At 69.2% G+C, this 24,784-nt stretch carries 21 protein-coding genes and 1 tRNA gene; 11 read left to right on the plus strand and 11 right to left on the minus strand.

All coding sequences use genetic code 11. The features are described 5' to 3' along the window. The first annotated feature begins 65 nt into the window (after nt 1–65). Genes D9601_RS11055 through D9601_RS11065 form a run of 3 tightly spaced genes read left to right on the plus strand, consistent with a single transcriptional unit; the run spans nt 66 to nt 5,925 of the window. A complete protein-coding gene (locus tag D9601_RS11055; protein WP_198354060.1) occupies nt 66–5,036 on the plus strand; it encodes a DUF11 domain-containing protein in 4,971 nt (1,656 codons plus the stop codon). A 5-nt stretch (nt 5,037–5,041) separates the two neighbouring features. Beyond that, a complete protein-coding gene (locus D9601_RS11060; RefSeq protein ID WP_198354061.1) occupies nt 5,042–5,305 on the plus strand; it encodes a hypothetical protein in 264 nt (87 codons plus the stop codon). After that, nucleotides 5,302–5,925 carry a PilZ domain-containing protein gene (locus tag D9601_RS11065; protein WP_198354062.1) on the plus strand — a complete coding sequence of 208 codons (624 nt, stop codon included), beginning with the start codon at nt 5,302–5,304 and terminating at the stop codon, nt 5,923–5,925. Before D9601_RS11060 ends, D9601_RS11065 begins: the two co-directional genes overlap by 4 nt. A gap of 40 nt (nt 5,926–5,965) precedes the next feature. On the opposite strand, the gene D9601_RS11070 is transcribed toward D9601_RS11065, so the two are convergent. Together D9601_RS11070 and D9601_RS11075 are read right to left on the minus strand one after the other, a co-directional pair. Further along, nucleotides 5,966–6,052 (minus strand) — tRNA-Leu (locus D9601_RS11070). 105 nt (nt 6,053–6,157) lie between these two features. After that, nucleotides 6,158–6,880, minus strand: coding sequence for an MJ0042-type zinc finger domain-containing protein (locus D9601_RS11075; RefSeq protein ID WP_198354063.1), 723 nt, complete (start codon nt 6,878–6,880; stop codon nt 6,158–6,160). A 169-nt stretch (nt 6,881–7,049) separates the two neighbouring features. Between D9601_RS11075 and ftsE the strand changes: the two genes are divergently transcribed. From ftsE to D9601_RS11095, 4 genes are read left to right on the plus strand one after another with little or no spacing between them, the layout of a single operon-like run. Continuing rightward, nucleotides 7,050–7,760 (plus strand): cell division ATP-binding protein FtsE, encoded by a 711-nt coding sequence (ftsE, locus tag D9601_RS11080; protein ID WP_198354064.1) that lies wholly within the window; start codon nt 7,050–7,052, stop codon nt 7,758–7,760. Then, complete coding sequence (locus D9601_RS11085; protein ID WP_198354065.1) at nt 7,757–8,635, plus strand: cell division protein FtsX; 879 nt, start codon at nt 7,757–7,759, stop codon at nt 8,633–8,635. Before ftsE ends, D9601_RS11085 begins: the two co-directional genes overlap by 4 nt. After that, the gene (locus D9601_RS11090; RefSeq protein WP_198354066.1) at nt 8,632–9,168 is read left to right on the plus strand and encodes a YdcF family protein; all 537 of its coding nucleotides are present in this window, start codon (nt 8,632–8,634) and stop codon (nt 9,166–9,168) included. Before D9601_RS11085 ends, D9601_RS11090 begins: the two co-directional genes overlap by 4 nt. Then, entirely contained in the window at nt 9,168–9,851 is a 684-nt protein-coding gene (locus D9601_RS11095) for a lysophospholipid acyltransferase family protein (protein WP_198354468.1), read from the plus strand. Before D9601_RS11090 ends, D9601_RS11095 begins: the two co-directional genes overlap by 1 nt. 246 nt (nt 9,852–10,097) lie before the next feature. Here D9601_RS11095 and D9601_RS11100 read toward each other — a convergent pair whose 3' ends face one another. From D9601_RS11100 to hisC, 3 genes are all read right to left on the minus strand, one after another. Next, the gene (locus D9601_RS11100) at nt 10,098–12,869 is read right to left on the minus strand and encodes a TonB-dependent receptor (RefSeq protein WP_198354067.1); all 2,772 of its coding nucleotides are present in this window, start codon (nt 12,867–12,869) and stop codon (nt 10,098–10,100) included. 230 nt (nt 12,870–13,099) lie between these two features. Next, entirely contained in the window at nt 13,100–14,008 is a 909-nt protein-coding gene (locus D9601_RS11105) for a prephenate/arogenate dehydrogenase family protein (protein WP_198354068.1), read from the minus strand. Beyond that, nucleotides 14,008–15,102: a histidinol-phosphate transaminase gene (hisC, locus tag D9601_RS11110; protein ID WP_198354069.1), complete on the minus strand. Its 1,095-nt coding sequence runs from the start codon at nt 15,100–15,102 to the stop codon at nt 14,008–14,010. Before hisC ends, D9601_RS11105 begins: the two co-directional genes overlap by 1 nt. A gap of 111 nt (nt 15,103–15,213) precedes the next feature. Here hisC and metX point away from each other — a divergent pair, with 111 nt between their 5' ends. The 3 genes from metX to D9601_RS11125 all read left to right on the plus strand — a co-directional run bounded on the left by metX (nt 15,214) and on the right by D9601_RS11125 (nt 17,408). Then, on the plus strand, nt 15,214–16,329 hold the full coding sequence (gene metX, locus D9601_RS11115; RefSeq protein WP_198354070.1) for a homoserine O-acetyltransferase MetX: 1,116 nt from the start codon (nt 15,214–15,216) through the stop codon (nt 16,327–16,329). Beyond that, nucleotides 16,329–16,916 carry a methionine biosynthesis protein MetW gene (metW, locus tag D9601_RS11120; RefSeq protein WP_198354469.1) on the plus strand — a complete coding sequence of 196 codons (588 nt, stop codon included), beginning with the start codon at nt 16,329–16,331 and terminating at the stop codon, nt 16,914–16,916. The genes metX and metW overlap by 1 nt, the downstream gene beginning before the upstream one ends. A 90-nt stretch (nt 16,917–17,006) precedes the next feature. After that, complete coding sequence (locus D9601_RS11125; protein WP_198354071.1) at nt 17,007–17,408, plus strand: response regulator; 402 nt, start codon at nt 17,007–17,009, stop codon at nt 17,406–17,408. A gap of 120 nt (nt 17,409–17,528) precedes the next feature. On the opposite strand, the gene D9601_RS11130 is transcribed toward D9601_RS11125, so the two are convergent. The 6 genes from D9601_RS11130 to D9601_RS11155 all read right to left on the minus strand — a co-directional run bounded on the left by D9601_RS11130 (nt 17,529) and on the right by D9601_RS11155 (nt 23,508). Next, nucleotides 17,529–19,067: a PAS domain-containing protein gene (locus D9601_RS11130; RefSeq protein WP_198354072.1), complete on the minus strand. Its 1,539-nt coding sequence runs from the start codon at nt 19,065–19,067 to the stop codon at nt 17,529–17,531. Between the two features lie 2 nt (nt 19,068–19,069). After that, complete coding sequence (ssb, locus tag D9601_RS11135; RefSeq protein WP_198354073.1) at nt 19,070–19,645, minus strand: single-stranded DNA-binding protein; 576 nt, start codon at nt 19,643–19,645, stop codon at nt 19,070–19,072. Nucleotides 19,646–19,656: 11 nt separating this feature from the next. Continuing rightward, entirely contained in the window at nt 19,657–21,519 is a 1,863-nt protein-coding gene (gene feoB, locus D9601_RS11140; protein WP_198354074.1) for a ferrous iron transporter B, read from the minus strand. A 14-nt stretch (nt 21,520–21,533) separates the two neighbouring features. Continuing rightward, nucleotides 21,534–21,794, minus strand: a complete 261-nt coding sequence (locus tag D9601_RS11145) for a FeoA family protein (protein ID WP_198354075.1) — start codon at nt 21,792–21,794, stop codon at nt 21,534–21,536. A gap of 89 nt (nt 21,795–21,883) precedes the next feature. Next, nucleotides 21,884–22,537, minus strand: a complete 654-nt coding sequence (locus tag D9601_RS11150) for a COQ9 family protein (RefSeq protein ID WP_198354076.1) — start codon at nt 22,535–22,537, stop codon at nt 21,884–21,886. Then, entirely contained in the window at nt 22,534–23,508 is a 975-nt protein-coding gene (locus tag D9601_RS11155) for a DMT family transporter (RefSeq protein WP_198354077.1), read from the minus strand. Before D9601_RS11155 ends, D9601_RS11150 begins: the two co-directional genes overlap by 4 nt. Nucleotides 23,509–23,561: 53 nt before the next feature. Here D9601_RS11155 and D9601_RS11160 point away from each other — a divergent pair, with 53 nt between their 5' ends. Beyond that, nucleotides 23,562–24,650, plus strand: a complete 1,089-nt coding sequence (locus D9601_RS11160) for an alkene reductase (protein ID WP_198354078.1) — start codon at nt 23,562–23,564, stop codon at nt 24,648–24,650. The last annotated feature ends 134 nt before the right edge of the window (nt 24,651–24,784 follow it).

Below are 24,784 nucleotides of genomic sequence, written 5' to 3' on the forward strand. Positions count from 1 at the left end.
CCACCTCAGCACAGAAAGGAACCGGACCCGGCGCGGCCGTCCCCGCGCCGGGCACCACCCGACCTATGCCTATCGTCCGGCTGCTCCTCCGTCTCGCGATCCTCCTGTGTCTCGGCCTCGGCACCCTGCCGGCGGCCGCGCAGACGCATGTCGAGAACACCGCGACGCTGACGTTCGAGGCGGGCGGCGCGACGCAGGCGATCCGGTCCAATACGGTTGCCCTCGACACGCTGCGCACCAAGCGACCGACCAACATCAGTTTCCGCCTGCTGCCCAACGGCTTCACCCCGACCGGTGCGCGCTGTGACGGCAGCAGCTTCGTGCCGGCGCCGATCGATCCGGCGACGCTGGCGAGCAGCCCGCGGCTCGCCGCGATCGACATCTACCGACCGATGATCATCGTCATCGACGCCGATGGCGAGAACCACGATCCGACCAAGCGGGAAACCGCATCGCTCGACGTTTCGATCGGCGGCAACGCGACCAAGCTGCCGCTGCTGGAGACGGACGCCAACACCGGCGTCTTCGCCGGCGCGGTGCCGGCGATCGACGCGATGGCCGACGCCGGCCTCGCCGCCTGCGCGCCGCCGATCAAGCCCGGCGATCACGTCCGCCTCGCCTTTCCGGAAACCGACAGCAGCTATCCGTCGGTCTACGACCTGCTGATCGATCCTGCCGGTTACGTCTTCGATTCGCGCAGCGGCGCAGTGGTCGACGGTGCCACCGTCACCTTGCTCGACGCCGCTGGCCAGCCGGCGACCGTCTATGGCGACGACGGTGTCAGCGCCTATCCCTCGACCGTCGTCACCGGCCGCGCAGTCACCGATGCCAGCGGCCGGACCTATCAACCGATCCCCGGCCGCTATCGATTTCCTTATGCCCCCGCCGGCAATTACACGCTCAGGGTCGATCCGCCCGGCGATTACAAGGCGCCGTCGGTGGTCGCGCCCGCCGCGCTGGCGCCGCTGAAGACGCCGGACGGCTCGCCCTTCATCATCTCCGTTGCCAGCTATGGCGGCCAGTTCGCGCTGGCGACCGCCGATCCGGTCTATGTCGACATTCCGCTCGACCGTCCCGGCAACGGCACGCTGCTGCTCGCCAAGACCGCCTCGGTGCGCGACGCCTCGCCGGGCGATTTCATTCAATACCGGTTGCAGCTGACCAATCGCGATACGGTCGCGGCCAAGGGGCTGACCCTGTCCGACTATCTGCCGGTCGGCCTGCGCTACGAGCGCGGCTCGGTGCGCGGCGCGGCGGAGCCGCAGGTGTCGGGCGACGGACGCAATCTGACCTTCGTGCTGCCGACGCTGCCCGCCGGGCAGATGCTCGACATCCGCTACGTGGTCAGCGTCGCCCCCGGCGCGCCGGTCGGCGAGGCGCTCAATCGCGCTCAGGCGAGCGGCAGCGTCGGCGTCACCAGCAACCAGGCGGCGGCGTCGGTGCGGCTGCGGCCGCTGCTGTTCACCGACGCGATGACCGTGATCGGCCGCGTGTCGGAAGGCGCGTGCGGTGATCCCGCGGCCAAGCGCAAGGGCATCGCCGGCATTCGCCTGCTGCTCGAGGACGGCACCTTCGTCGTCACCGACCGCGACGGCCTCTACCATTTCGAGGGCGTGCGGCCCGGCCGCCATGTCGTCCAGCTCGACACCAACAGCATCCCGGCCAGCTACGCACCGATCGCGTGCGATGTCGACACGCGCCAGGCGCGTAGCCCGATCTCGCGCTTCGTCGAAGGCGACGGTGGCCTGCTCAAGCGCGTCGACTTCCAGCTACGTCCGACCGGCAAGGCGGCGGCCGCCGCCGATGCGTTGCCGATCGTCGCCGCCAGCGATGCGGAAGCGGCGGGCAATCGCGATTGGCTAAACGGTCAGACGCCGGGCGTCGACTGGCTGTTCCCGCAGGTCGGCCACAATCCGCGCGCGCCGGCGCTGCGCGTCGCGATCAAGCATCTGCCCGGCCAGCGGATCGCGCTGACCGTCAACGGCCGCCAGACCGATCCGCTCGCCTTCGACGGCACCGATGCCGGGGCCGGCGTCGCGGTGTCCAAATGGACCGGGCTCCCCTTGGTCGAGGGTGACAACCGCCTCGTCGCGCGCGTGCTCGGCGCCGATGGCGCGCTGGTGACGACGCTCGATCGCGTCGTCCATTATGCCGGTGCGCCGGTCCGTGCGGTATTCGATGCCGGCAAGAGCCGTCTCGTCGCCGATGGCCTGACCCGCCCGCTGCTCGCCATCCGCGTCACCGACAAGGACGGTCAGCCGGTGCGGGCGGGTACTCTGATACCCTTCCGCGTCGATCAGCCCTATCAGGCGGCGGTCGAGGCGGCGCTGCAACAGGGTCGCCAGCTCGCCGGCCGCGAGGCGGCGGCGACGGTCGCGCCGGTAGTCGGCGACGACGGCTATGCGTTCCTCGCGCTCCAGCCGACCACTCAGGCCGGCGCCGTCCACGCCACCGTGTCTCTGCGTGAAGATCGTCAACTTCGCAGCATCGACGTCCGCGCCTGGCTGGCGGCGGCGCAGAAGGACTGGACCGTCGTCGGCTTCGGCGCGGGCACGGTCGGCTATGACGTGCTGCGCCGCCACGGCAGCGCCTTGCCGCGCGGGCAGCGCGACGGGCTGGTCACCGATGGCCAGCTCGCCCTCTATGCCAAGGGCCGGATCAAGGGGCAGTGGCTGCTGACCCTCGCCTATGACAGCGACCGCGTCTACGACCCCGACCGCGGCCTGCTCGGGACGATCGACCCGGACCGCTATTACACCGTCTATGGCGACGGCAGCGCGCAGGGCTATGACGCCGCGACCCGCCGCAAGCTCTACCTCCGCCTCGAACGGCGGGAATTCTACGCCTTGTTCGGCGATTTCGAGACCGGCTTCACCGACACTCAGCTGACCCGCTACAGCCGTACCCTTTCGGGCGCCAAGCTCGGCTATCAGGGCCGCCGCCTCGCCGGCCAGGCCTTCGCCGCCAAGACCGACACGCTCTATGCGCGCGACGAGATCCAGGGCAACGGCCTGTCCGGTCCCTACCGGCTGCATGCCCGCGGCATCGTCCCCAACAGCGACAAGTTGCGCATCGAGGTGCGCGACCGCTTCCGCTCAGAGCTGATCGTCTCGGTCACCCAGCTGACCCGCCATATCGATTACGACATCGACATCGATCTCGGCACCGTCCGTTTCCGCCAGCCGGTGCTCAGCCGCGACGCCAGCCAGAATCCGATCTTCATCGTCGCCGATTACGAGGTGGAGGGCGGCAAGGCCGGCCGCCTCGCCGCCGGTGCCCGCGTCGCCGCCAAGGTCGGCCGGGTCGAGATCGGTGCCAGCGGCCTGCGCGACGAGACGATCGGCAACGCCACCGTCGCCGGCGCCGACATCCGCGCCCGCCTCGGCGCGACCGAGCTGCGTGGCGAGATCGCGACCGGCGGCAAGACCGGCCTGTCGGGCGGGCTCGCCTATCTCGCCGAGGCGGAGCATCACGGCGGCGGCCTCGACCTCCTTGGCTATGTGCGCCAGCAGGATGGCGGCTTCGGCGTCGGTCAGCAGAACCTCGTCGAGGCGGGCACGCGCAAGGTTGGCGTCGACGGCCATTTCGCACTTGGCAAGCGCCTCTCGGTGACCGGCACCGCCTGGTATCAGGACATGTTGGCGAGCGCGGCGACCCGCACCGCGGGCGAGGTCCGCCTCGACTATCGCCGCGCTAACGGCACGATCTTCGTCGGCGGCCAGTTCGCCGCCGACCGCGGCATCGACGGCAAGGATCGCGATTCGCGCCTGCTGACGCTCGGCGGCACGCAGGTGCTGTTCGACGGTGCCCTGACCCTCGCCGGCCAGACGCAGTTCGCGCCCGGCGGCCAGAAGTCGTCCATCGACTTCCCCGTCCGCCATCAGCTGACCGCGGCGTGGAAGGTGAAGCCGGGCATCCGCCTGCTCACCGGCTATGAGATCGCCGACGGCGCCGCCTTCACCGCCCATACCGCCCAACTCGGCTTCGACGTTGCGCCCTGGACCGGCGCCAAGCTGATGAGCACGCTCAACCAGCAGGCGATCGGCGAGAATGGCGGCCGCACCTATGCGCAATATGGGCTCAGCCAGTCGCTGCCGCTCGGCAAGCAGTGGACGGTCGACGCGACGCTCGACGCCTCCAACACGGTGCGCGGCAGCATTCCCAAGGGCGCGGTGATCAATGCCTTCCAGCCAGTCGCCTCCGGCGGCCTGGTCGGCCAGGCCGGCCAGGCGACGCAGATGCAGGGCGACTTCACCGCCGCCACGCTCGGCGCGACCTATCGCGCGGCGCGCTGGTCGTGGACCGGCCGGGTCGAGTATCGCGCCTCGGCGGAGGAGGATCGGATCGGCCTCACCACCAGCCTGTTGCGCACGCTCGGCGAGGGCAAGACGCTGGCGTCCAGCCTGAAGGCCTATACCGCCACCGATCGGACAGGTGCGGTCGCCGCCTATGCCTCTGCCGATCTCGCGCTCGCCTGGCGTCCGCTCGACAGTCGCTGGTCCTTGCTCGAGCGGTTCGAGCTGCGCCACGAGCGCGCCGACGCGGGCTTCACCGACGCCAACGTGCTGGGCGTGCCGGCCAACGGTGCCAGCGCGCAGATCACCTTCCGCGCGATCAACAATCTCGCGATCAACTATCGCAGCGGCCCGGAGGGGCTCGGCCACGGCTTCGAAGGCACCGTCTACCATGGCGCAAAATACGTCCGCGGCCGCTTCGCCGACGACGTCTACGACGGCTTCATCGACGTCGTCGGGTTCGACCTCCGCCAGGACATCGGCACCCGTTTCGACATCGGCGTTGCCGGATCGGTGCAGCATGCCTGGAATCGTGGTGCCTGGTCGTGGAGCGGCGGGCCGACCGCGGGCGTCTCGCCCGCGCCCAATCTGTGGCTCAGCGCCGGCTATAACCTGTCCGGCTATCGCGACCGGGATTTCTCCGACGACCGCTACACCCGCCAGGGCCCGTATCTGACCCTGCGGCTCAAGTTCGACCAATCGTCGCTGCGTGGTGCGACGCGTGCCCTCCTTGGACGGTGATACCGATGATGCCTGCTCCGCAAGTTGCCTTAAGGACGCTGCCCGCGCTGGAAACGCTGCCACCGCTCGAGACGCTGGCGCTGCGTTTCGCGCAGATGCCGCGCGAGGATGCGGAGGCGTTGATCGACGGCTATGCCGCCGCCGCCGTCGGCCGCTGGCAACTCGCCGATGCGACCTATTGGCAGCGCGTCAAATTCCGCTCGCGGTTGCTGCGCGCCGCGGCCGGGCCGTTTCCCTGTTCTCCCCTGCCACGCATCGGAAAGGCATGACGATGCAACCAACGCTGCTGCCACCCCATTGCGCGGCGCTGCCGTTCGCGCCCTCGCTGGACGACCGCCGTCAGGATCGGCGCCACGCCACCGTGCTGCTCGTCGGGCGGGTGCGCGGCGACAGCGGGGAATCCGCCTGTCTGGTTCACGACATTTCGGCCAGCGGGCTGATGGCGCGGTTCACCACGCCGCCCGTCGTCGACGATGTGCTGCTCATCGAGGTCCGTGGCCTGCCCGAAGTGCGGGCGACGGTCCGCTGGGTCAACGGCTTCAAGGCCGGCTGCGCGTTCGACGCGCCCCAGGATCTGACCCGCGTCTTCTGCCTGCGGGATGAGAGCGGGCTGGTGATGCGCACCCCGCGCTTCGCCATGCGCGCGGCAAGCAGCGTGCGCATCGGCGAGCGGCGATTCGCCGTCGATATTCTCGACATCTCGCCGGGCGGCGTGAAGCTCGCGGCCGAGGAGACGGTGCAGGTCGGGCAGGCGGGCAGCATCCTGCTGCCGGCGATCAAGGCGTTATGTTTCGGCGTGGTGTGCTGGACGCGCGGCGACCGCTTCGGCTTCCGCTTTTCGACGCCGCTGCCGCTGACCAGCCTGTCGCAGGTGCTCGACGGCAGCTGATCGGGCCCCGGTGGGGCTGTTTTTATGTAGCTGGACAAGATGGTGCGGTCGAGAAGACTCGAACTTCCACGGCCTTTCGGCCACAACGACCTCAACGTTGCGCGTCTACCAATTCCGCCACGACCGCACGTGATGAGAACACCGGATCGACCGGCGTCTTGGCAGGCGCAGGCCCCTAGCAAAGGGTTTTGGTCCGCGCAACGTCCGTTTTCACGGCACCGTCATCAAAAGCTCAGCGGCCATCCTCGCCGGCGAAGCTGAGCTCGAGCCGCTTCGAATTGGACGGCACGTCGAGCTTCGCCGAGTTGAAGTCGATCGACGCGCCCGGGTTGAGCGTGCGCTGCTGCGGCGTGATCGTCCAGCTGTAGACGATCCGCCCCTGCGCGTCGCGCAATTCGGCGCGGATATCGGGAACGCGCTGGCGCTCGCCCGACGGATTGGTGACCTGGCCGCTGACCGCGAACAGTTCGGACCCGTTCTCCAGCTCGCGCCGCTCGATCGGATTGTCCTTCAGCCGCAACGGCGATTCGCTCGCCACCGGCAGGCCGGCGCGCGCCAACAAGCCCGGTGCGCCGACCCAGAGGATCGCGGCCGCGGCGGCGAGCATCAGCAGCCCGGCGACGACGGCGAGCAGCGTGCGCCGCCGTGACGGGTTGCGCCGCGGCTGGAACGGCGGACGATGCGCGAAGGCGTCGAAGCTGGGTGCCGCATACACTGGTTCGGGGGCGGCGAGCGGCGGCGTCGGCACGAACGCGGGTACCGTCTCCGCCAGCGGCGGCGTGTCGGCCTCCACGGGGGCTGCGGGCGCGACAACGGGCGGCTCCGGCACGGCCGCGGGCGGTTCCTGGAACCAGCTGTGCCGGCAATTGGCGCACCGCACGGTGCGTCCGTCCGCCCCGATCGCGCTGTCGGGCACCAAATAGCGGGTGCGGCATTCGGGACATTCGAGGATCATGCGGCGACGCTTCACGGGATCGCGCGGCCCACCCGACCGCACGTTCGGCGATGCTAAGCACGCGTCGCCCGCTCGTGGCAAGCTTGAAGCCGCACGCGGGGCATGCGAAGGCGGAACGGGGCAGGGCATCGCCTGCCCGGTCACACGGGAAGCGGTCGCGGCCACGCACATGGCGAACATCGTGCAGTTCGAGAATGTTGGGCTGCGCTACGGCACGGGCGGAGAGACGCTGTCCGACCTCAGCTTCGCGCTCGGCAGCGGCGCCTTCTACTTCCTCACCGGGGCGAGCGGCGCCGGCAAGACCTCGCTGCTCAAGCTGCTCTACCTGTCGCAGCGGCCGAGCCGCGGCATCATCCGCCTGTTCGGCGAGGATGCGGTGACGATGCCGCGCAGCCGGCTGCCGGGCTTCCGCCGCCGCATCGGCGTCGTCTTTCAGGACTTCCGCCTGGTCCCGCATCTGTCGGCCTGGGACAATATCGCGCTGCCGTTGCGCGTCGCCGGAGTCGCTGAGCACGATCTGGAACAGCCGGTGCGCGAGATGCTGGCCTGGGTCGGCCTTGCCGAGCGCGCGCGTGCCAAGCCCGCGACACTGTCGGGCGGCGAGCAGCAGCGCGTCGCGATCGCCCGCGCGGTGATCGGCCGGCCGGAGATCCTGGTCGCCGACGAGCCGACCGGCAACGTCGATCCCGAGATGGCGGACCGGCTGCTGCTGCTGTTCGATTCGCTCAACAAGCTGGGCACGACGGTGGTCGTGGCGACGCACGATTTCCATCTGCTCAGCCGCGTGCCCGGCGCGACGATGATGCGGCTCGACAAGGGCCGGCTGCTCGACCCGACCGGGGCGCTGCGCCACCCGCCGCCCCCGCGGGGCAGCGCGTGACGGCGCGGTCCGGCGCGGCACGCCGTGTCCTCGACGACGCGGGAACGCAACGCGGCATGACCTGGGTGATGGCGATCATGCTGTTCCTGACGCTGCTCGCCGCGGCAGCGGGGCTGGGCACCCGGCGATCGGCCAATACGCTCGAGCGACAGATCGCCGGCCGCCTGACGGTTCAGGTCGTCGAGGGCGCCCCGGCGGTCCGCGACCGGCTGGCGGGGGCGATCGTCGCGGCGCTGCGGGCCACCCCCGGCGTGCGCCGCGTGCAGCTGGTCGACCGCGCCGCGCTGACCCGCCTGCTCGCGCCCTGGCTGGGCGAGGCAAGCAGCGATGCCGACCTGCCGATCCCGGCGATGATCGACGTCGATCTCGCCCCCGGCGGCAATGCCGATACGGTCGCGGGCATCGCTCGGCGGATCAGCGCATCGAGCCGCGTCGACCGGCACACAAGCTGGATGTCGCCGGTCAGCGGCCTGCTCACCACGCTGACCTGGCTGGCGCTCGGTCTGGTCGTGCTGATGCTGTCGGCCATGGCCGCGGTCGTGGTGCTCGCCGCGCGCGCCGGGCTGGAGACGCATCGCGCGACGATCGAGGTGATGCATATGCTCGGCTCCACCGACGTGCAGGTCGCGCGGCTGTTCCAGCGGCGGATCGCGCGGGACGCCGCCTTGGGCGCCGCGGCGGGCGGGATCGCCGCGCTGGCAGTGCTCGCCTTGATCGCGGCGCGGATCGCAGCGCTTGGCTCCGAATTGCTCGGCGCGGCGACGCTGGCGACCGGCGATTGGATCGCCCTGGTGCTGCTGCCGCTCGGTTTCGTCATCCTGGCGACGCTTGCCGCCCGGGTCGCGGTGCTGACGACGCTGAGGCGGACGCTGTGATCGTCCGCACGCTCGGCCTGATCGCGCTCGGCTGGTGCCTGGGCTTTGCCGCGTTCATGCTGCTGCTGCCGCGACCGCTGGCGGGCAACACCACCGATGCGATCGTCGTGCCGACCGGCGGCGCCGGACGGATCGATCGCGGCATCGCGCTGCTGCAGGCGCATCAGGCGCGGCGCATGCTGGTCACCGGCGTCGCGCCCGGCGTCCGCCCGATTGATCTGGCGCGCGAATACAAGACGCCCGCGGCGCTGTTCGATTGCTGCATCGACCTTGGCGCCGACGCGGTCGACACCCGTTCCAATGCCGAGGAGACCGCCGCCTGGGTGCGCGCCCACGGCTATCGCACCGTGCGCCTCGTCTCGTCCGACTGGCATGTGCCGCGGGCGCGGATGGAACTGGCGGCGGTGCTCGGCCCCAAGGTGCTGATCCTCGGCGATGGCGTGCCGAGCAGCCCGCGCCTCGGCACCTTGGTCAACGAATACAACAAGCTGATCCTGCGGCGGATCGCACTGTGGCTGGGGGTGGGCTTGTGATCGCGTGGCTGCGGACCTGGACGTTCGCGATCCTGTTCTACGGCCTGTCGGTGCCGATCGTGCTGCTCACGCCGCTGTCGGCGCTGTTCGGACGACGGGCGATGATCGCCCATGCGCATGGCTGGGCCCGGCTGCACCGGTTGCTCACCCGCTACGTGCTCGGCATCCAAGTCCGCGTCGAAGGCGAGCCGGCGTCCGGACCGGTCTTCTATGCGGCGAAGCATCAGGCGATGTTCGAGACGCTGGAGCTGCAGCTGATCCTCGGTGGCCCGGCGATGGTGCTGAAGCGCGAGCTGACCCGGATTCCCTTCTGGGGCTGGGCGGCGCTGCGCTACGGCGCGATCGTCGCCGATCGTGAGGCGTCGGCGGCGGCGCTGCGCAGCATGATGCGCGACGCCAGGGCGTTGACCGCGGAAGGGCGGTCGATCCTGATCTATCCCGAAGGCACGCGGGTCGAGCCGGGCGAGCAGCCGCCGCTGCAATCCGGCTTTGCAGGCCTGTACCGCACGCTCGGTCTGCCGGTGGTGCCGATCGCGCTCGACGCCGGGCGGCTGTGGCCGAAGTCCGGACCCAAGCGGCCGGGCGTGGTGACGATCCGCATCGGCGCGCCGATACCGCCGGGTCTGCCGCGCCAGCAGGTCGAGGCGGCGGTCCATGCGGCGATCAACGCACTGGACGGGTGAATCAGGCCTTTCGCAAGTGGCGGAACGCGCGGCAAAACATGGCGAGTCTTGACAGATTTGACGCCTGAACGCGAAATCCCGCCTCCGTCGGCAATCGATCGACAATGAGAAAGACCCGAACGCCCACACGCTATCGGCGGCGGGTCGTGTAGGACAGCGTCAATCGTGCGCCCGGCCGAAATCCGGTGCGGGGCCGTCCTGGCCCTGGTCGATGATCGCGCGCCGGACCGGACCGGCGCTGGCCGATCAGAAGCGATAGGACAGGTTGAGCAGATATGTCCGGCCGACTTCGATATAGCCGCCCGTCCGATCATGACCCAGCAATCCCGTGCCGGTGCCGTAGGTCGCCCAGTAGCTGTGGCTGTTCAGCACGTTCTGCACCGCGACGCCCGCGGTCAGGCCGCCGCCGACGTCGTAGCTCATGGTGACGTTCATGTTCGAGGCCGGTTGCAGATAGGCGTCCGGGCTGGGGTAGCGGACCGCGATCAGCTTGTCGCCGCTATAGGCATAATCGACCGCCGCCGACACCGGGCCGCGGTTGTAGAACAGCTCCGCGTCGAACATCACCTGCGGCGCGCCGGGCATGCGCAGCTTCACCCAGTGGGTGGCGTCGACCTTGATCGTCGACTGCGCCTTCTGCACCGTCACCGTGCCCTGCACGCCCAGGCCGCGTAACGCGCCGGGCAGGAACGACGGGCTGTAGCGCCCGAACAGTTCGGCGCCATAGACGTCGCCCTTGCCGTCGGTGGAGGTGGCGTTGATCGCGACGCCGTCCGCGCCCGCCGGCACCGTCTCGCCCACGGTGTAGCTGGTGATCGAGGTCGAGAACATGACGTTCGACAGCCGCTTGTAATAGAGCGCGACGGAAAACAGGTCGGTGCCCGCGCCCTTGCGTTCGAACGAGGCGTCGACGTTCCAGGCGGTCGTCGCCTTCAGATCGGGGTTGGATACGGACACAGAGGTCAGAGTCGTGACCGGCGGGTTACCCTGCACGTCATAGGTGCGTCGCGTCGGCCCCAGCAGCATGCCGAACGCCGGTCGCGCATAGCTTCGCCGCGCCGACAGGCGGTATACGGTCGCCGCGTCGGGCCGATAGGCGGCGATGACGCTGGGCAGCCATTCGTCATAGGCCTTGGTGCTGGTGGTGAAACCGCTCGCCGTCGTGCCCGCGACGACATCGTCGGCCCAATAGGTGGCGCCGAACCGGTTATGCTCGAAACGCAGCCCGGGCAGGATCGACAGCGCGCCGAAGCCGAACTTCGCGAGGAGATAGGCGCTGGCGCGTTGCTCGGTGCCGCGCAGCAGGTTCCTCTGCAACAGGGTCGGGTCGGCGGACGCCAATTGGCTGAGCGACAGACTGCGTCCCTGCGCCTCGATGAAGTCGATCGCGGGGACGAAGATCGGCACCTGCGCGCCATTGCGCATGAAGCCGTTCACCGTCTTGCCGGGAACCGAGGCGAGGTTCGGGATACTGCTGCCCGAATAATCATATTCGAGCGATTCATCGATGCTGTTCGAATCGCGCTTGGCGGATTCGTATTTCGCCCCCGCCTGAAGGGCGGTGAGCCCGCGGTCGGCGAGATGATAGGTCGCGTCGACCACGCCTTCGCCCTTGCTCTCCGTGACATGTTCGAACTGGACGATCGAATAGGTCGCCAGATAATTGGACAGGTTGGTCAGCGCGGCGCGCGCGCCGTCGTCCAGCACGACCTGGGGGTTGATCGGATCGGTCAGACTGGTGACCAGCCGGAAGCGGGCGACGTTGCTGCCGGTCGCCGCGCCGATATAGGCCGGGGTCTGATATTTGTCCTGGAGACGAAACGGATATTCGGTCTTGCCGCGCGAATAGGCGCCGTGGAAGTCCACCGTCAGCGCGCCCAACCGCGCCTCGCCGCCCAGTTGCGATACGATCAGGCGCTGGTTGCTGTGCTCGGTGCGGAAATAGTTGCTCGCGCCGGTGCCGTAGATGGCCGCATAGCCATTGGCATCGTACATGCCCGACCTGGGGTTCGGATTGACCTGCCCCGACGACAGGCTGACCTGGCGGACGGCGACCTGATCCATCCAGCTCTTCAGGCGATATTCGCCGTATGTGGACCGCGAATACAGGTCGAGTGCGTCGCTCTTCCAGTCGATGTTGAGCGTGCCACCGAACCGCTCGATGCGGTTCTGGAAGACGTTCCATTCGACGCCGCGCGCGAACAGATTGTCCAGATGATCACGGGCGTTGCCGGTGATGGTGTTGTTATAGTTGATGTAATCCTTATGCGGCGCGACCGATTCGCTGTAGACGTTCTTTTTGCCGTAATAGGCCGAGGCATAGATGCCGATCGCGCCGAGGCGCTGCGCGGTCTCCAGCTGCATCGCGCCGCCCCAGCGGTCCTGATCGCGCGCGGCGGCGCGGCCGGCGAGCTGACCCTGCGCGCGGATCTGCAGATGATGGTCGGGCAGGTTCAGCGCCGAGGCGGTGCGGAAATCGATCACGCCGGCGATCGCGTCGCCGTCCCGCGCCGCGGTCGGTGCCTTGTCGACCCGCACTTCCGCCAGCGAAAAGGGCGACAGCAGGTTCATCGAGATCGCGCGGGTGCCGGCATCGGTCTGCGCCAGGCGCACGCCGTCGAAGGCATAAGCGTTGTAGGCGCTGTCGAGGCCGCGGATCGTCACATATTGCGATTCGCCCGTCGCCGCCGCGTTATAGGCCTGGTTCACCGAGGCGCTGAGCCCGGGCAGGCGGGTCAGCAGGTCGGCGAGATTCTGCTGCGGCTGCGCGCGCAATTCCTCGCCCGAGATGATCGAGACGAGCGAGGCGTTGTTGACCTGCTCGGTCTGTGCCTTTTCGATCGCGACGCGCTTGCCGGTCACGACGATCGTGTCCGCGTCGCGATCCTGGTCGTCGCGTTGCGCGACGCTGTCGCGATCGCTTTGGCCTGGAAGCGCCGCTAGGGCCGTGCCGTGCGTGAGCATGGCGAGCGTGCCGGCACCGACGAACAGCGCGAAACGCGCCGTACGATACGTCATGATGTGCAATCCCCCAATCTCGTCCAGCCCGTGGTCCGGGGCGTGGCGGAGGGGCCGCTAGGGGAGCGACGCTGCAATCGTGTGTAACGCCGATAGCAGATTTGATACGCTTGCGTTACGATCTTGCTGCGACGCAGCATTTCCGCCGTGGGTTCAGGACGATAACGGCGGCGCGATCCGGACGTCTTTTGTCGCGGGAAACAGGGGGCAGCGACCAGCGCCGATCGACGTCAATCGTGCGCCCGGCCGAAATCCGGTGCGGGGTCGTCCTGGCCCTGGTCGATGATCGCGCGGCGGATCGCGCGGGTGCGGGTGAACAGGTCGAACAGGGCGTCGCCGTCGCCCCAACGGATCGCGCGCTGCAGCATCGTCACGTCCTCGGTCAGGCGCTGCAGGATCTCCAGCACCGCCTCGCGATTGTTGAGGAAGACATCGCGCCACATCGTCGGGTCGGAGGCGGCGATGCGGGTGAAGTCGCGGAAGCCGCCCGCCGAATAGGCGATCACCTCGCTCTGGGTGACCTGTTCGAGATCGGAAGCGGTGCCGACGATCGCATAGGCGATCAGATGCGGCACATGGCTGGTCACGGCCAGCACGCGGTCGTGATGCTCGGCCGTCATCAGCTCGACCCTGGCGCCGAGCGTCTCCCAGAAGGCGCGCACCCGCGCGGTCGCGACCTCCGGAGTGGTCTCGTCGGGGGTCAGGATGCACCAGCGGCCGCGGAACAGGCTGGCGAAACCCGATTCGGGGCCGCTGTGCTCGGTGCCGGCGACGGGATGGCCGGGAACGATCGTCGCCTGCGGCAAGGCGGCGCGCATCGCGGCGGCGACGCTGGCCTTGGCACCCCCGACATCGGTGACGATCGCGTCGGCGGGCAGATCGTCGGCGATCGCCGCCGCCGCCGCACCGATCGCGCCGACCGGGACGCACAGCACGACGAGGTCGGCGTCGATCACCGCCGTGCCGGCAGTGTCGGCGATGTCGTCGGCCAGGTCGATCCGCACCGCCGTGTCGCGCACCGCCGGATCGGCGTCATAGCCGGTGATCCGCACCGTCGGGCTATAGGCGCGCAGGCCCCGCGCGATCGACGATCCGATCAGCCCCAGCCCGATGATCGTGACCCGCGCGAAGGGCAGCATCAGCCGGCTGCGCCGGCCGCGTCGCGCAGCACGGCGACGACCGCACGCATCTCGTCCTCCGCGCCGATCGTGATGCGCAGCGCGTTGGGCAGCCCCTGGCCAGGCAGCCAGCGCGTCGCATAGCCTGCCGCCATCAGCGCCTGATAGGCCGCCTCGCCGGTCAGCGCGCCGGAGAAGGTGACGAGGACGAAGTTCGCCTTCGACGGCACCGCGCGCAGCCCGGGAATGGCGTCGACCTGCTGCGCGAACCAGGCGCGCCATGTCCGATTGTGCTCGCGGCTGCGCGCGACGAAGTCATGGTCGGCAAGCGCGGCGACGGCGGCGCGCTGCGCGCCGATGCCGAAGGCGAAGGGCGCACGGATGCGGTGCATCGCGTCGATGATCGCCGGCGCGGCATAGCCCCAGCCGATCCGTTCGGAGGCGAGGCCGAAGATCTTCGAGAAGGTGCGGGTGACCAGCACGTTTTGCGTCGTGCGGGCGAGCTCCAGCCCGCCATCGTCGTCCTCGGGATCGAGATATTCGGTATAGGCCTGGTCGAGGACGAGCAGGATGTCGGGACGCAGCCCCGCGTGCAGCCGCGCGATCTCCGCCTTGGCGGTGTAGGTGCCGGTCGGATTGTTGGGATTGGCGACGAAGACGATCCGCGTCCGGTCGGTCACCGCCGCCAGGATCGCGTCGACGTCGCTGGCATAGTCGCGATCGGCCACCACCACCGGCGTCGCGCCGACGCGTCGGGTGGCGATCTCGTAGACCGCAAAGCCGTAGCGGACGTGGATGATCTCGTCGCCTTGGCCCGCGAAGGCGCCGGCGGCGAGGTGGAGCACCTCGTCGGAGCCGGTGCCGTAGATGATCCGCTCCGCCTCGATGCCGTAATGGTCGGCGAGCGCGCCGCGCAGCGCGACCGCGGCGGCATCGGGATAGCGTTCCAGCTCGGAGGCGGCACTGCGATACGCCTCGCGAGCCGCCTCCGGCGTGCCGAGCGGATTCTCGTTCGACGACAGTTTGACGACGCGGCGTCCGTCGTCCGCGGTGGCGCGGCCGGGAACATAGGGGGCGATGCCCAGGATCCAGGGCTTGGGGGCAGGGGCGGTCATGCGCGTGGCTGTAAGCGCGAATGGCGGGCAAGCCAATGGCGGGCGGCGGGGATGGTGTATCCGCCGCGCCGGCCTTGCGCACGGCGCGCTCGCGCCGTAGCGGGGCGGCCTATGTCCGAAGATCCGCGCTTCGGCCTGTCGCGCCAGGTGACGCTGCCGGGGCCGCTCCGGCTCGACGGCGGCGTGCTGCTGTCGCCGGTCGACATCGCCTATGAAACCTATGGCACGCTCGACGCGGACGGCGGCAATGCGATCCTCGTCTGCCATGCGCTGACCGGCGACCAGCACGTCGCCTCCGCCCATCCGCGCACCGGCAAGCCAGGCTGGTGGACGCGGCTGATCGGCCCGGGCAAGCCGATCGATCCGGCACGCGACTTCGTCATCTGCGCCAACGTGCTGGGCAGCTGCATGGGATCGTCCGGCCCGGCGACGATCAACCCCGCGACCGGCAGGCCGTGGGGAATGAGTTTCCCGGTGATCACGATCCGCGACATGGTGCGGGCGCAGGCGCTGTTGCTCGACCATCTCGGCGTCGCGCGGCTGAAGGCGGTGGTCGGCGGGTCGATGGGCGGCATGCAGGCGCTGAGCTGGGCGGCGACCTTCCCTGATCGCGTCGCAGCGGCGGTGGTGATCGCCGCGACCGCGCGCCATTCCGCGCAGAACATCGCCTTTCACGAGGTCGGGCGACAGGCGATCATGGCCGATCCCAAGTGGAATGGCGGCGATTACTACACCGGCGAGCCGCCCGCCGCGGGCCTGGCGGTGGCGCGGATGGCGGCGCACATCACCTATCTGTCCGAGGCCGGGCTGACCGAGAAGTTCGGCCGGCGGCTGCAGGCGCGGGAGGCGAAGAGCTTCGGCTTCGACGCCGATTTCCAGGTGGAAAGCTATCTGCGCCACCAGGGGCTGAGCTTCGTCGACCGGTTCGACGCCAACAGCTATCTCTACATCACCCGCGCGCTCGACTATTTCGATCTGGCGGAGGAACATGGCGGCCTTCTCGCCAACGCCTTCCGCGGCGCCGCGACGCGCTTCTGCGTGATCAGCTTCGACACCGACTGGCTCTACCCGACCGCCGAATCGCGCAACATCGTCCAGGCGCTCAACGCCGCGGGCGCGCCGGTCAGCTTCGTCGAACTGTCCAGCCCCTACGGCCACGACGCCTTCCTGCTCGAGGCGCCGGCGATGAACCGCGTGGTCGACGGCTTCCTCGGGGGTGGACGGTGATCGCGCTGCGTCCCGATCTGGCGGTGATCGCCGACCATGTCGCACCGGGCAGCCGCGTGCTCGATGTCGGCTGCGGCGACGGCGCGTTGATGGCGGCGCTACGCGACGCGCAGGGCTGCGACGCGCGCGGGCTGGAGATCGATCCCGGCAACGTCGCCGCGGCGGTGGCGCGCGGCCTGTCGGTGATCCAGGGCGACGCCGACGTCGATCTCGCCGGCTATCCCGACGCCAGCTTCGACTATGCGATCCTCAGCCAGACGCTGCAGACCGCGCGCGCGCCCGACGCGGTGCTCGACCAGTTGCTGCGCATCGGCCGCCGCGCCTTCGTCAGCTTCCCCAATTTCGCGCAATGGCGGGTGCGGCTGTCGCTGCTGTGGGGCGGGCGGATGCCGGTGACGACTCAGTTGCCCGAGCAATGGTATGACACGCCCAACATCCACCATCTGACCGTCGACGATTTCCGCGCCTTCCTGCGGGATCGCCGGATCACGGTGGAGGGCGCCTGGTTCCTGTCGGGCGACCGCCAACGCAGTTCGGCGGCCGCCAATCTGCTGGCGCAGCACGCCGTCTTCCTGTTGCGGCGATAGGCCGCAGCCGTCTTTCTGGCGGCCGATGCGACGAACGGCGGAACATCCGGGGCTAACCTGTGTTTGGCACAGCCAAGACCGGATCGAGACATGACCAAAACCGCCCTGATCGTAGAAGATGAGATCTTTGTCGCGCTCGACCTCGAGCGGATTCTGATCGATGCCGGTTATCGGGTGGCGGCGATCGCGGCGGACAGCGAGAGCGCGATCGAGGCGGCGGCGCAATGCGAGTTCGCCTTTGTCGACGTCAATCTGCGCGACGGCCCTACCGGCCCGCAGATCGCGCGCCGGATCGCGCAGGACTATGGCGTCAAGGTCGTGTTCGTCACCGCCAATCCGACGCAGATCAATTGCGATGGCGATTGCGCGCTTGGGTACATCCGCAAGCCGTTCAGCGAGTCGGCGATCCTCGCCGCCGCCGCGCTGGCGTCGGACGGCAGCGGCGCGGCGGCGAACGACGATCTGGTGATGCTGCGGTCGGTCAGCAATTGACTTTGCCAATTTGAGGGCCGCAGGAATGTCCCGGCATAGGCCTGAGGGCGATGTTCTTGGGCTCCCCAATGGCCGGTGTCATCCTGGCGCCCGCCCTACGATGGTCGCGGGGCGGGGTCGCTACCGCCGGCTGAAGGCCGCCACCGGTACCGTTACGGTGACCGCGATGCCGGCCCGGTCCCAGGCGCGCTGCACCGTTCCGCCGAGCTGCCGCACCGCGGACAGTTCGATCAGCTGGCTGCCGAAGCCGTCGGCATGCTGCGGCGCCTCGACCTCGGGACCGCCGCGTTCCGCCCAAGACAGGGTCATCGCCTCGCCGTCATGGCGCAGCCGCAGATCGACGTCGCCGTCGGGCCGCGACAGCGCGCCGTATTTGCTCGCGTTGGTCGCCAGCTCATGGAACAGCAGCGCCAGCGGCGTCGCGGAGCGATCGTCGATGCGGATGTCGTCACCGACGATGTGGATCGCCTCGCGCTCGCCACGGCGATAGGGCGCGAACAATTCGGTCAGCAGCCCCTTCAGGCTGTCCTGCTGCAACGCCGGCCGCGATTGCGAACTGTGCGGACGCACGAAATCGTGCGCGCGGCCGAGCGCGGTGATGCGCTGGCGCAGATCGGCGGCGATGCCGGCGAATTCCGGCCGGCCACGCGCGGCGAATGAGATCAGGCCGGAGATCACCGCGAAGATGTTCTTGATCCGGTGCGACAGTTCCTGGCTGATCACCTCGCGCTCTTCCAGCGCCAGCTTCTGCTCGTGGATGTCGGTGCAGGTGCCGAACCAGCGGGTGATCGCACCGGCGGCATCGCGGATCGGCAGCGCGCGGCCGAGCACCCAGCGATAGGTGCCGTCGAAATGGCGCAGGCGATATTCGATCTGATAGGGATCGCCCGTCGCCAGACTGTGCCGCCACACCGTCCAGGCGCGATCCTGATCGTCGGGGTGGAACATGTCGTTCCAGCCCTCGCCGTCGGTCGATCCGGCGGGCGCGCCGGTGAATTCATACCAGCGCGCGTTGTAATAATCGTGGAAACCGTCGGGCAGCGTCGACCAGACCATCTGCGGCATCGCGTCGGCGAGCGTGCGAAACCGATCCTCGCTGTCGGACAGCCGCCGCGCCGATTCGTCGGCCTCGTCGCGGCGCTGGATCGCGTCGCGGTTGTCGCGCAGCCGCGCCATGACATTGGCGGCGAGCACCTCCAGCCCCTGCAGCTGCAGCGGCGTCAGCCCGTCGCGCGGCCGGTCGTCGAGGATGCACAAGGCGCCCAGCGGCACGTTGCCGTCGCCGATCAGCGGCACGCCGGCATAAAAACGGACATGCGGCTGCTGCGTGACGAGCGGATTGTCAGCGAAGCGCGGATCGGCCGTCGCGTCCGGCACGATCATCGGCCCCTCGCGCCGGATCGTGTGATCGCAGAACGAGATGGCGCGGCTCGTCCCCTCCATCGCCAGGCCGGTACGGGCAAGGAACAGCTGCTCGCGGTCCTCAATCAGCGTCACCAGCGCGATCGGCGCCTCGCATAGCGCGGCGGCGAAGTCGGCGATCTGCTTGAGTGCCGCCGAATTGCGCAGCGCGCGCGGCTGATAGCTGGCGAGCGCGGCCAGCCGCGCCCGCTCGTCGATCCGCCAGCCGGACGCGTTCGGTTGAACCTCCGATGCCACGATCAGAACGGCACGTCGTCGTCGAGATCGTCCGCGAAGCCACCCGATTGGCCGCCGCCGAAGCCGCCGCCACCACGATTGCCGCCGCCCGACTGGCCGCCGCCATAGCCGCCGCCGCGATTGCCACCGCCGCCATAGCCGCCCGAGGAGCCGCCGCCGAAATCGTCGCCGCCACCGAAGTCGTCGCCGCCGCTACGGCCGCCGCCACCGCCGCCCTGGCCGCCGCCGGGGCCGTCGAGCATCGTCAGCACGGAATTGAATCCCTGCAGCACGATCTCGGTGGAATATTTGTCGTTGCCCTGCTGATCCTGCCATTTGCGGGTCTGCAGCTGGCCCTCGATATACACCTTCGACCCCTTGCGCAGAAAGCGTTCGGCGACGTTGGCCAGGCCCTCGTTGAAGATCGCGACCGAATGCCACTCGGTCTTTTCCTTGCGCTCGCCGGTGTTGCGGTCCTTCCAGCTTTCCGACGTCGCGATGCGCAGGTTCACCACCTTGCCGCCGTTCTGGAACGACCGCGATTCGGGGTCGCGCCCCAGATTGCCGACGAGAATGACCTTGTTGACGCTGCCCGCCATAATTGCCTCTGCTAGAGACCGGCGAGAACCGCCAGCCAGTACGTGATTCCGGCCGCCAGATAGGCCGCCGCGAACAGGTAGCTAACCATGAACAACGGCCACTTCCACCCGTTTGTTTCGCGCCGCGTCACCGCGATCGTGGATATGCATTGCGGCGCGAAAACGAACCACATCAGGAAGGCGAGCGCCGTCGGCAGACTCCAGCGGCCACGGATCTGGTCGGTGATCCGTTCGGTGCCGCCGCCAGCCTTGTCGTCGATCGCATAGACGGTGCCGATCGCCGACACCGCGACCTCGCGCGCCGCCATCGCCGGCAGCAGCGCCAGCGCGATGTCGCGGTTGAAGCCGATCGGCTTGACGACATATTCGATGCCATGGCCGATCCGGCCGCCGATCGAATAATCGACCGGGCTGATGCCGCTGCCTTCCGGCGGTTTGGGGAAACTGAGCAGCAGCCACAGCACCATGGTCGTGGCGGCGATGATCGTGCCGGCGCGTTTCAGGAAGATCAGCGCGCGCTGCCACAGGCCGAGCAGGATGTCGCCCGCGCGCGGCACCTGATATTTCGGCATCTCCATCATGAAGCCCGACGAGGCGCCCTTGGTCACCGTCCGGCGCAGCACCAGCGCGGCGGCATAGGCGCCGATGATGCCGATCAGCAGCAGGCCGAACATGACGAGGCCCTGCAGCCGGACGAACGGCAGCACCGGCGTGTTGGGGATCATCGCGCCGATGATCAGCGTGTAGACCGGCCAGCGCGCGCTGCACGTCATCAGCGGCGCGATCAGGATCGTGGTCAGCCGGTCCTTCTCGTCCTCGATCACGCGGGTCGCCATGATCCCCGGCACCGCGCAGGCGAAGCTGGACAGCAAGGGGATGAAGGCGCGCCCCGACAGGCCGACCGTCGCCATCAACCGGTCCATCAGAAAGGCGGCGCGGACCATATAGCCCGACGATTCGAGCACCAGGATGAAGAGGAACAGGATCAGGATCTGCGGCAGGAAGACGACCACTGCGCCGACGCCGGCGACCAGGCCATCGGCGAGCAGCGAACGGATGAAGCCGTCGGGCAATTGCGTGTCGATCAGCCGCTGCAGCGCCGCGAAGCCCGCGTCGATCATGTCGGCAGGCACGGTCGCCCACGAAAAGACCGCCTGGAACATGACGAACAGGATGGTGGCGAGCAGCAGCGGCCCGGCGACCGGATGCAGCGCCACCGTGTCGAGCAGGTGCATCCAGCGTCGCCCGCTGGTTTCGGCGACGGTCGCGGCGCCGGCGATCTTCCGCGCGCGGCGTTGCAGCGTGACGATATCGTCCTGGATGCTGCCGTCGGACGGGCGCAGCGGCGTCGCGCCGCGCGTCGCCACCACCGTCGCCAGTGCAGCGCGCAGCGCGTCGAGGCCGCGGCGCCGCACCGCGACGGTCGGGATCACCGGCACGCCCAATTCGCGCTCCAGCACGGCGGGATCGAGCGTCAGCCCGTCGCGCTCCGCCAGGTCGATCATGTTGAGCGCGACGACGACCGGCAGGCCGAGCGCGATCAGTTGCAGCGTGAAGCGTAGATGGTTGTCGAGATTGGCGGCGTCGACGACGACGACCATCGCGTCGGGCAGCCGTTCCAGCCCGCCCTTGCCGGTGACGACGTCGCGGGTCACGCGTTCGTCCGGGCTGGACGGTTCCAGACTGTAGGCACCGGGCAGGTCGATCAGCTCGACGGGACGGCCGTCGTCCAGCATCAGCCGGCCCGAATGGCGCTCGACGGTGACGCCGGGATAATTGCCGACCTTCTGCCGTGCGCCGGTCAGGGCGTTGAACAGCGCGCTTTTGCCGGCATTGGGATTGCCGACCAGCGCGATCAGCGGCGGATGTTCCATGGACGCGGGCCGGCTTATTCGGCCGGCATCGGCACCGAAACCTGGATCGCCGACGCGACCGCGCGGCGCAGCGCCACCGTCATCCGGCCGATGCGGCAGGCGATCGGGCCACCACCCAGCCGGGCGCGGTGCAGCACCTCGACCCCGACGCCTTCGTCGAAGCCGAGCTCGCGCAATCGCCGGGCTTCGGGGGCGGACAGGCGGGTCCAATCGATCGCATCGACCGTGGCGGCGTGATGGCGCGGCAGCGTCTCGAGGTTCAGAGTCGGAAACACACTCCCTTTATAGAGGGAGTGCGACTGATTATCAATTACCGTCTGTTGCAGGGCCGTGCGCTTTTATCCGTCCCGCACGCGGGAGGGGATTAGACCACCGGATAGCGCAGCCGGCCGATGAAGCGCGACAGGCTGGGGCGGTGCTCGGAGCGGCGGATCATGCTCGCCTTGGCCTTCTCGAACCGCATGATCCCCTCGATCCGGCGGCCGAGGAAGGCGCGCGTGTCGGCGAAGCCCTCGCTGTCGTCGTCGAGGAAGACGGTGACGGTGGCGCCGTAGACGCCGAGCAGGATCGCCCGTTTGGTATAGTGATTGTAGTCGGTGGCGGTGTCGCCGGCGAGCCGCCACATCGCATCGACGCTGCGCCAGCCGAGCCTCGCCGCATGGCCGAGATTCTGCGGCAGCGCGAGGATGGCGAGCGCGCGGCGCAGCGCCTCGCGGTCCTGCGCCATCGCGGTCAGCCGCGCGGTGACCAATTCGCTGATCCGGGCGCGGATCGGCAGCGTCCTGAGCGTCTCCGGCGGCAGCGCGGCGGCCATCGCCGCGTCGATCGAGGCGAACCAGGCGTCGATCATGCCGACCGCGCCGTCCTGGAAGGCGAGGCGCGCGATGTCGCGGTCGACGCCGGCGGCATCCGCCGCCATGTCGCGCGCCGCATCGCCCCAGCCGTCGAAGGCGGCGTTGGCGGCGATGCCCGGCGCCAGCGCGAGGCGGATCTCGTCGAGAGTGGGATCGTCGGTCATGCCCGTTCTTCCTGCGTCTTTGCGCCGCGCGGCGCAACCTCGCCGCGGCGGACCAGCACCAGCGCCGCCGCGACCAACGCGACACCGACCCAGTCGGCTCCGTGCAGCCGCTCGCCATAGGCGATCCAGCCGACCGAACCGGCGACGATCGGCTGGATCAGCAGCGCGATGCCGACCACCAGCGGCGACAATTGGCCGAGCGCGTAGATCATGCAGCCCTGGCCGATCACCTGGCTGACCAGCGCCAGCGCGAGCAGCGGGGTCCAGTGGTGCGGCACCACCGATTCGCCCAACGCCAGCGCGTAGACCAGCAGCGGCAGCACGCTGGCCGTGCTCGACAGCGCCAGCGCCGGCAGCGGCGCCATCCGCGTGCGGACCCGTGCCATGACGACGAAATAGAGCGTGTAGAACAGCCCGGCGAGGATGCAGAGCAGGTCGCCAGCCAGATTGCGCGGGTCGAGCTGGTAGGAGCGGCCGAGCAGCAGGGTCGCGCCCGCCGCGGCGAGCGCCAGCGCAAAGGCCTGCCCCCGCGTCGGCCAGGCACGCGCGGCGAGGAAGCCGTAGAGCGGGAAGATCAGGATCGCGCAATTGCCGAACAGGGTGGCATTGGCCATCGTCGTGCGGACGATGCCGAGGTGCCAGCTGCCGAGGTCGAGCGCGAAGGCGACGCCGCTCAGCCCCAGCATCCACCACAAGCCGCGTGGCAGTCTTCCCGGCCGCGCGCCGCCGGCCAGCGCCAGGCCGGCGAGGAACGGCACCGCCAGCGTGATCCGCCAGAAGGCGGCGGCGACCGGCCCGACATCGGCCAGGCGGACGAACCACGGCCCGAACGCCAGCGCGCCGTTGGCGAAGACCAGTGCCGCGAAGGCGAGCCCCGACCCCCGCGGCGATGCCCCTGTCTCGGCGGGCGCGGCGGAGCCAGCCGCGGTTGCGGCGGAAACAGTTTTTCTTTGCGACCTATCCTGGTGCATGTCTCCCCTTAGCCGCCTATCTGTGGCGCGTCAGGCAACAAACGGAGCAGCCGATGCCCAATTCCTCGCACCCGAGCCTCTTCGATCCGATCCAACTGGGTGACATCGCCGCCGCCAACCGCGTGGTGATGGCGCCGCTGACGCGCGGCCGCGCCACCGACGACCATGTGCCGACCGAGATCATGATCGACTATTACCGCCAGCGCGCGGGCGCCGGGCTGATCATCACCGAGGGTACGGGCGTCAGCCGGCTCGGCCTCGGCTGGCCGAACGCGCCGGGGCTGTGGACCGAGGCGCAGGTCGAGGCGTGGAAGCCGGTGACCGAGGCGGTGCACCAGGCCGGCGGCAAGATCGTCGCGCAGATCTGGCACATGGGCCGGCTGGCGCGGCCGGACGTCACCGGCCAACAGCCGCTGTCGTCGTCGGCGACGCGCGCGCCCTATCACAAGCCCGAAAACCCCTATGCCGAGGCGAAGGCGGCGACGCTCGACGACATCAAAAAGGCGCAGGACGAATATGCCGAGGCGGCGCGCGCCGCGATCCGCGCGGGCTTCGACGGGGTGCAGCTGCACGGCGCCAATGGCTATCTGATCGATCAGTTCCTGCGCGACGGTACCAATCATCGCGACGACGATTACGGCGGCAGCCCGGAAAACCGCATCCGCTTCATGCGCGAATCGGTGGCGCGGGTGGTCGACGCGATCGGTGCGGGCCGCACCGGCATCCGCCTGTCGCCGAACGGCGAGACGCAGGGCGCCGACGACAGCGATCCCGCCAGCGTCTTCGTCCCCGCCGCCAAGGCGCTGAACGATCTCGGCATCGCCTTCCTCGAACTGCGCGAACAGAGCCCGGACGGTACCTTCGGCAAGAGCGACGTGCCCAAGCTCAGCCCGCAGATCCGCCAGGTGTTCACCGGCCCGCTGATCCTCAACCAGGATTATGAGGCGGACAGCGCGCAGGCCGATCTCGATTCGGGCGTCGCCGATGGAATCGCCTTCGGCCGCAAGTTCATCGCCAACCCCGATCTGGTCGAACGGCTGCGCCGCGGCGCACCGCTCAACCAGGACGACCCCAAGACGTGGTACACCAAGGGGCCGGAGGGCTATACCGACTATCCCGCGCTCGAGACCGAGGCGGCGTAGAACCCCAATCCTCCCCGCCCGCGGGGAGGGGAACCGCGCCGCGTCGCGGCGTGGTGGAGGGGGCTTTCCGCATACGCTGCGCTGCGTGGACAGCCCCCTCCGTCAGCGCTGGCGCTGCCACCTTCCCGCGAGCG

This window comes from Sphingomonas sp. MA1305 (genome assembly GCF_016107325.1).
Taxonomy (GTDB): domain Bacteria; phylum Pseudomonadota; class Alphaproteobacteria; order Sphingomonadales; family Sphingomonadaceae; genus Sphingomonas.

Excerpts from the sequence above, each read along its gene's own strand:
- D9601_RS11055 (WP_198354060.1), top strand. The coding sequence starts at position 66 with ATGCCTATCGTCCGGCTGCTCCTCCGTCTCGCGATCCTCCTGTGTCTC.
- D9601_RS11060 (WP_198354061.1), top strand. The coding sequence starts at position 5,042 with ATGATGCCTGCTCCGCAAGTTGCCTTAAGGACGCTGCCCGCGCTGGAA.
- D9601_RS11065 (WP_198354062.1), top strand. The coding sequence starts at position 5,302 with ATGACGATGCAACCAACGCTGCTGCCACCCCATTGCGCGGCGCTGCCG.
- D9601_RS11075 (WP_198354063.1), bottom strand. The coding sequence starts at position 6,880 with ATGATCCTCGAATGTCCCGAATGCCGCACCCGCTATTTGGTGCCCGAC.
- ftsE (WP_198354064.1), top strand. The coding sequence starts at position 7,050 with ATGGCGAACATCGTGCAGTTCGAGAATGTTGGGCTGCGCTACGGCACG.
- D9601_RS11100 (WP_198354067.1), bottom strand. The coding sequence starts at position 12,869 with ATGACGTATCGTACGGCGCGTTTCGCGCTGTTCGTCGGTGCCGGCACG.
- D9601_RS11105 (WP_198354068.1), bottom strand. The coding sequence starts at position 14,008 with ATGCTGCCCTTCGCGCGGGTCACGATCATCGGGCTGGGGCTGATCGGA.
- hisC (WP_198354069.1), bottom strand. The coding sequence starts at position 15,102 with ATGACCGCCCCTGCCCCCAAGCCCTGGATCCTGGGCATCGCCCCCTAT.
- metX (WP_198354070.1), top strand. The coding sequence starts at position 15,214 with ATGTCCGAAGATCCGCGCTTCGGCCTGTCGCGCCAGGTGACGCTGCCG.
- D9601_RS11125 (WP_198354071.1), top strand. The coding sequence starts at position 17,007 with ATGACCAAAACCGCCCTGATCGTAGAAGATGAGATCTTTGTCGCGCTC.
- ssb (WP_198354073.1), bottom strand. The coding sequence starts at position 19,645 with ATGGCGGGCAGCGTCAACAAGGTCATTCTCGTCGGCAATCTGGGGCGC.
- feoB (WP_198354074.1), bottom strand. The coding sequence starts at position 21,519 with ATGGAACATCCGCCGCTGATCGCGCTGGTCGGCAATCCCAATGCCGGC.
- D9601_RS11150 (WP_198354076.1), bottom strand. The coding sequence starts at position 22,537 with ATGACCGACGATCCCACTCTCGACGAGATCCGCCTCGCGCTGGCGCCG.
- D9601_RS11155 (WP_198354077.1), bottom strand. The coding sequence starts at position 23,508 with ATGCACCAGGATAGGTCGCAAAGAAAAACTGTTTCCGCCGCAACCGCG.
- D9601_RS11160 (WP_198354078.1), top strand. The coding sequence starts at position 23,562 with ATGCCCAATTCCTCGCACCCGAGCCTCTTCGATCCGATCCAACTGGGT.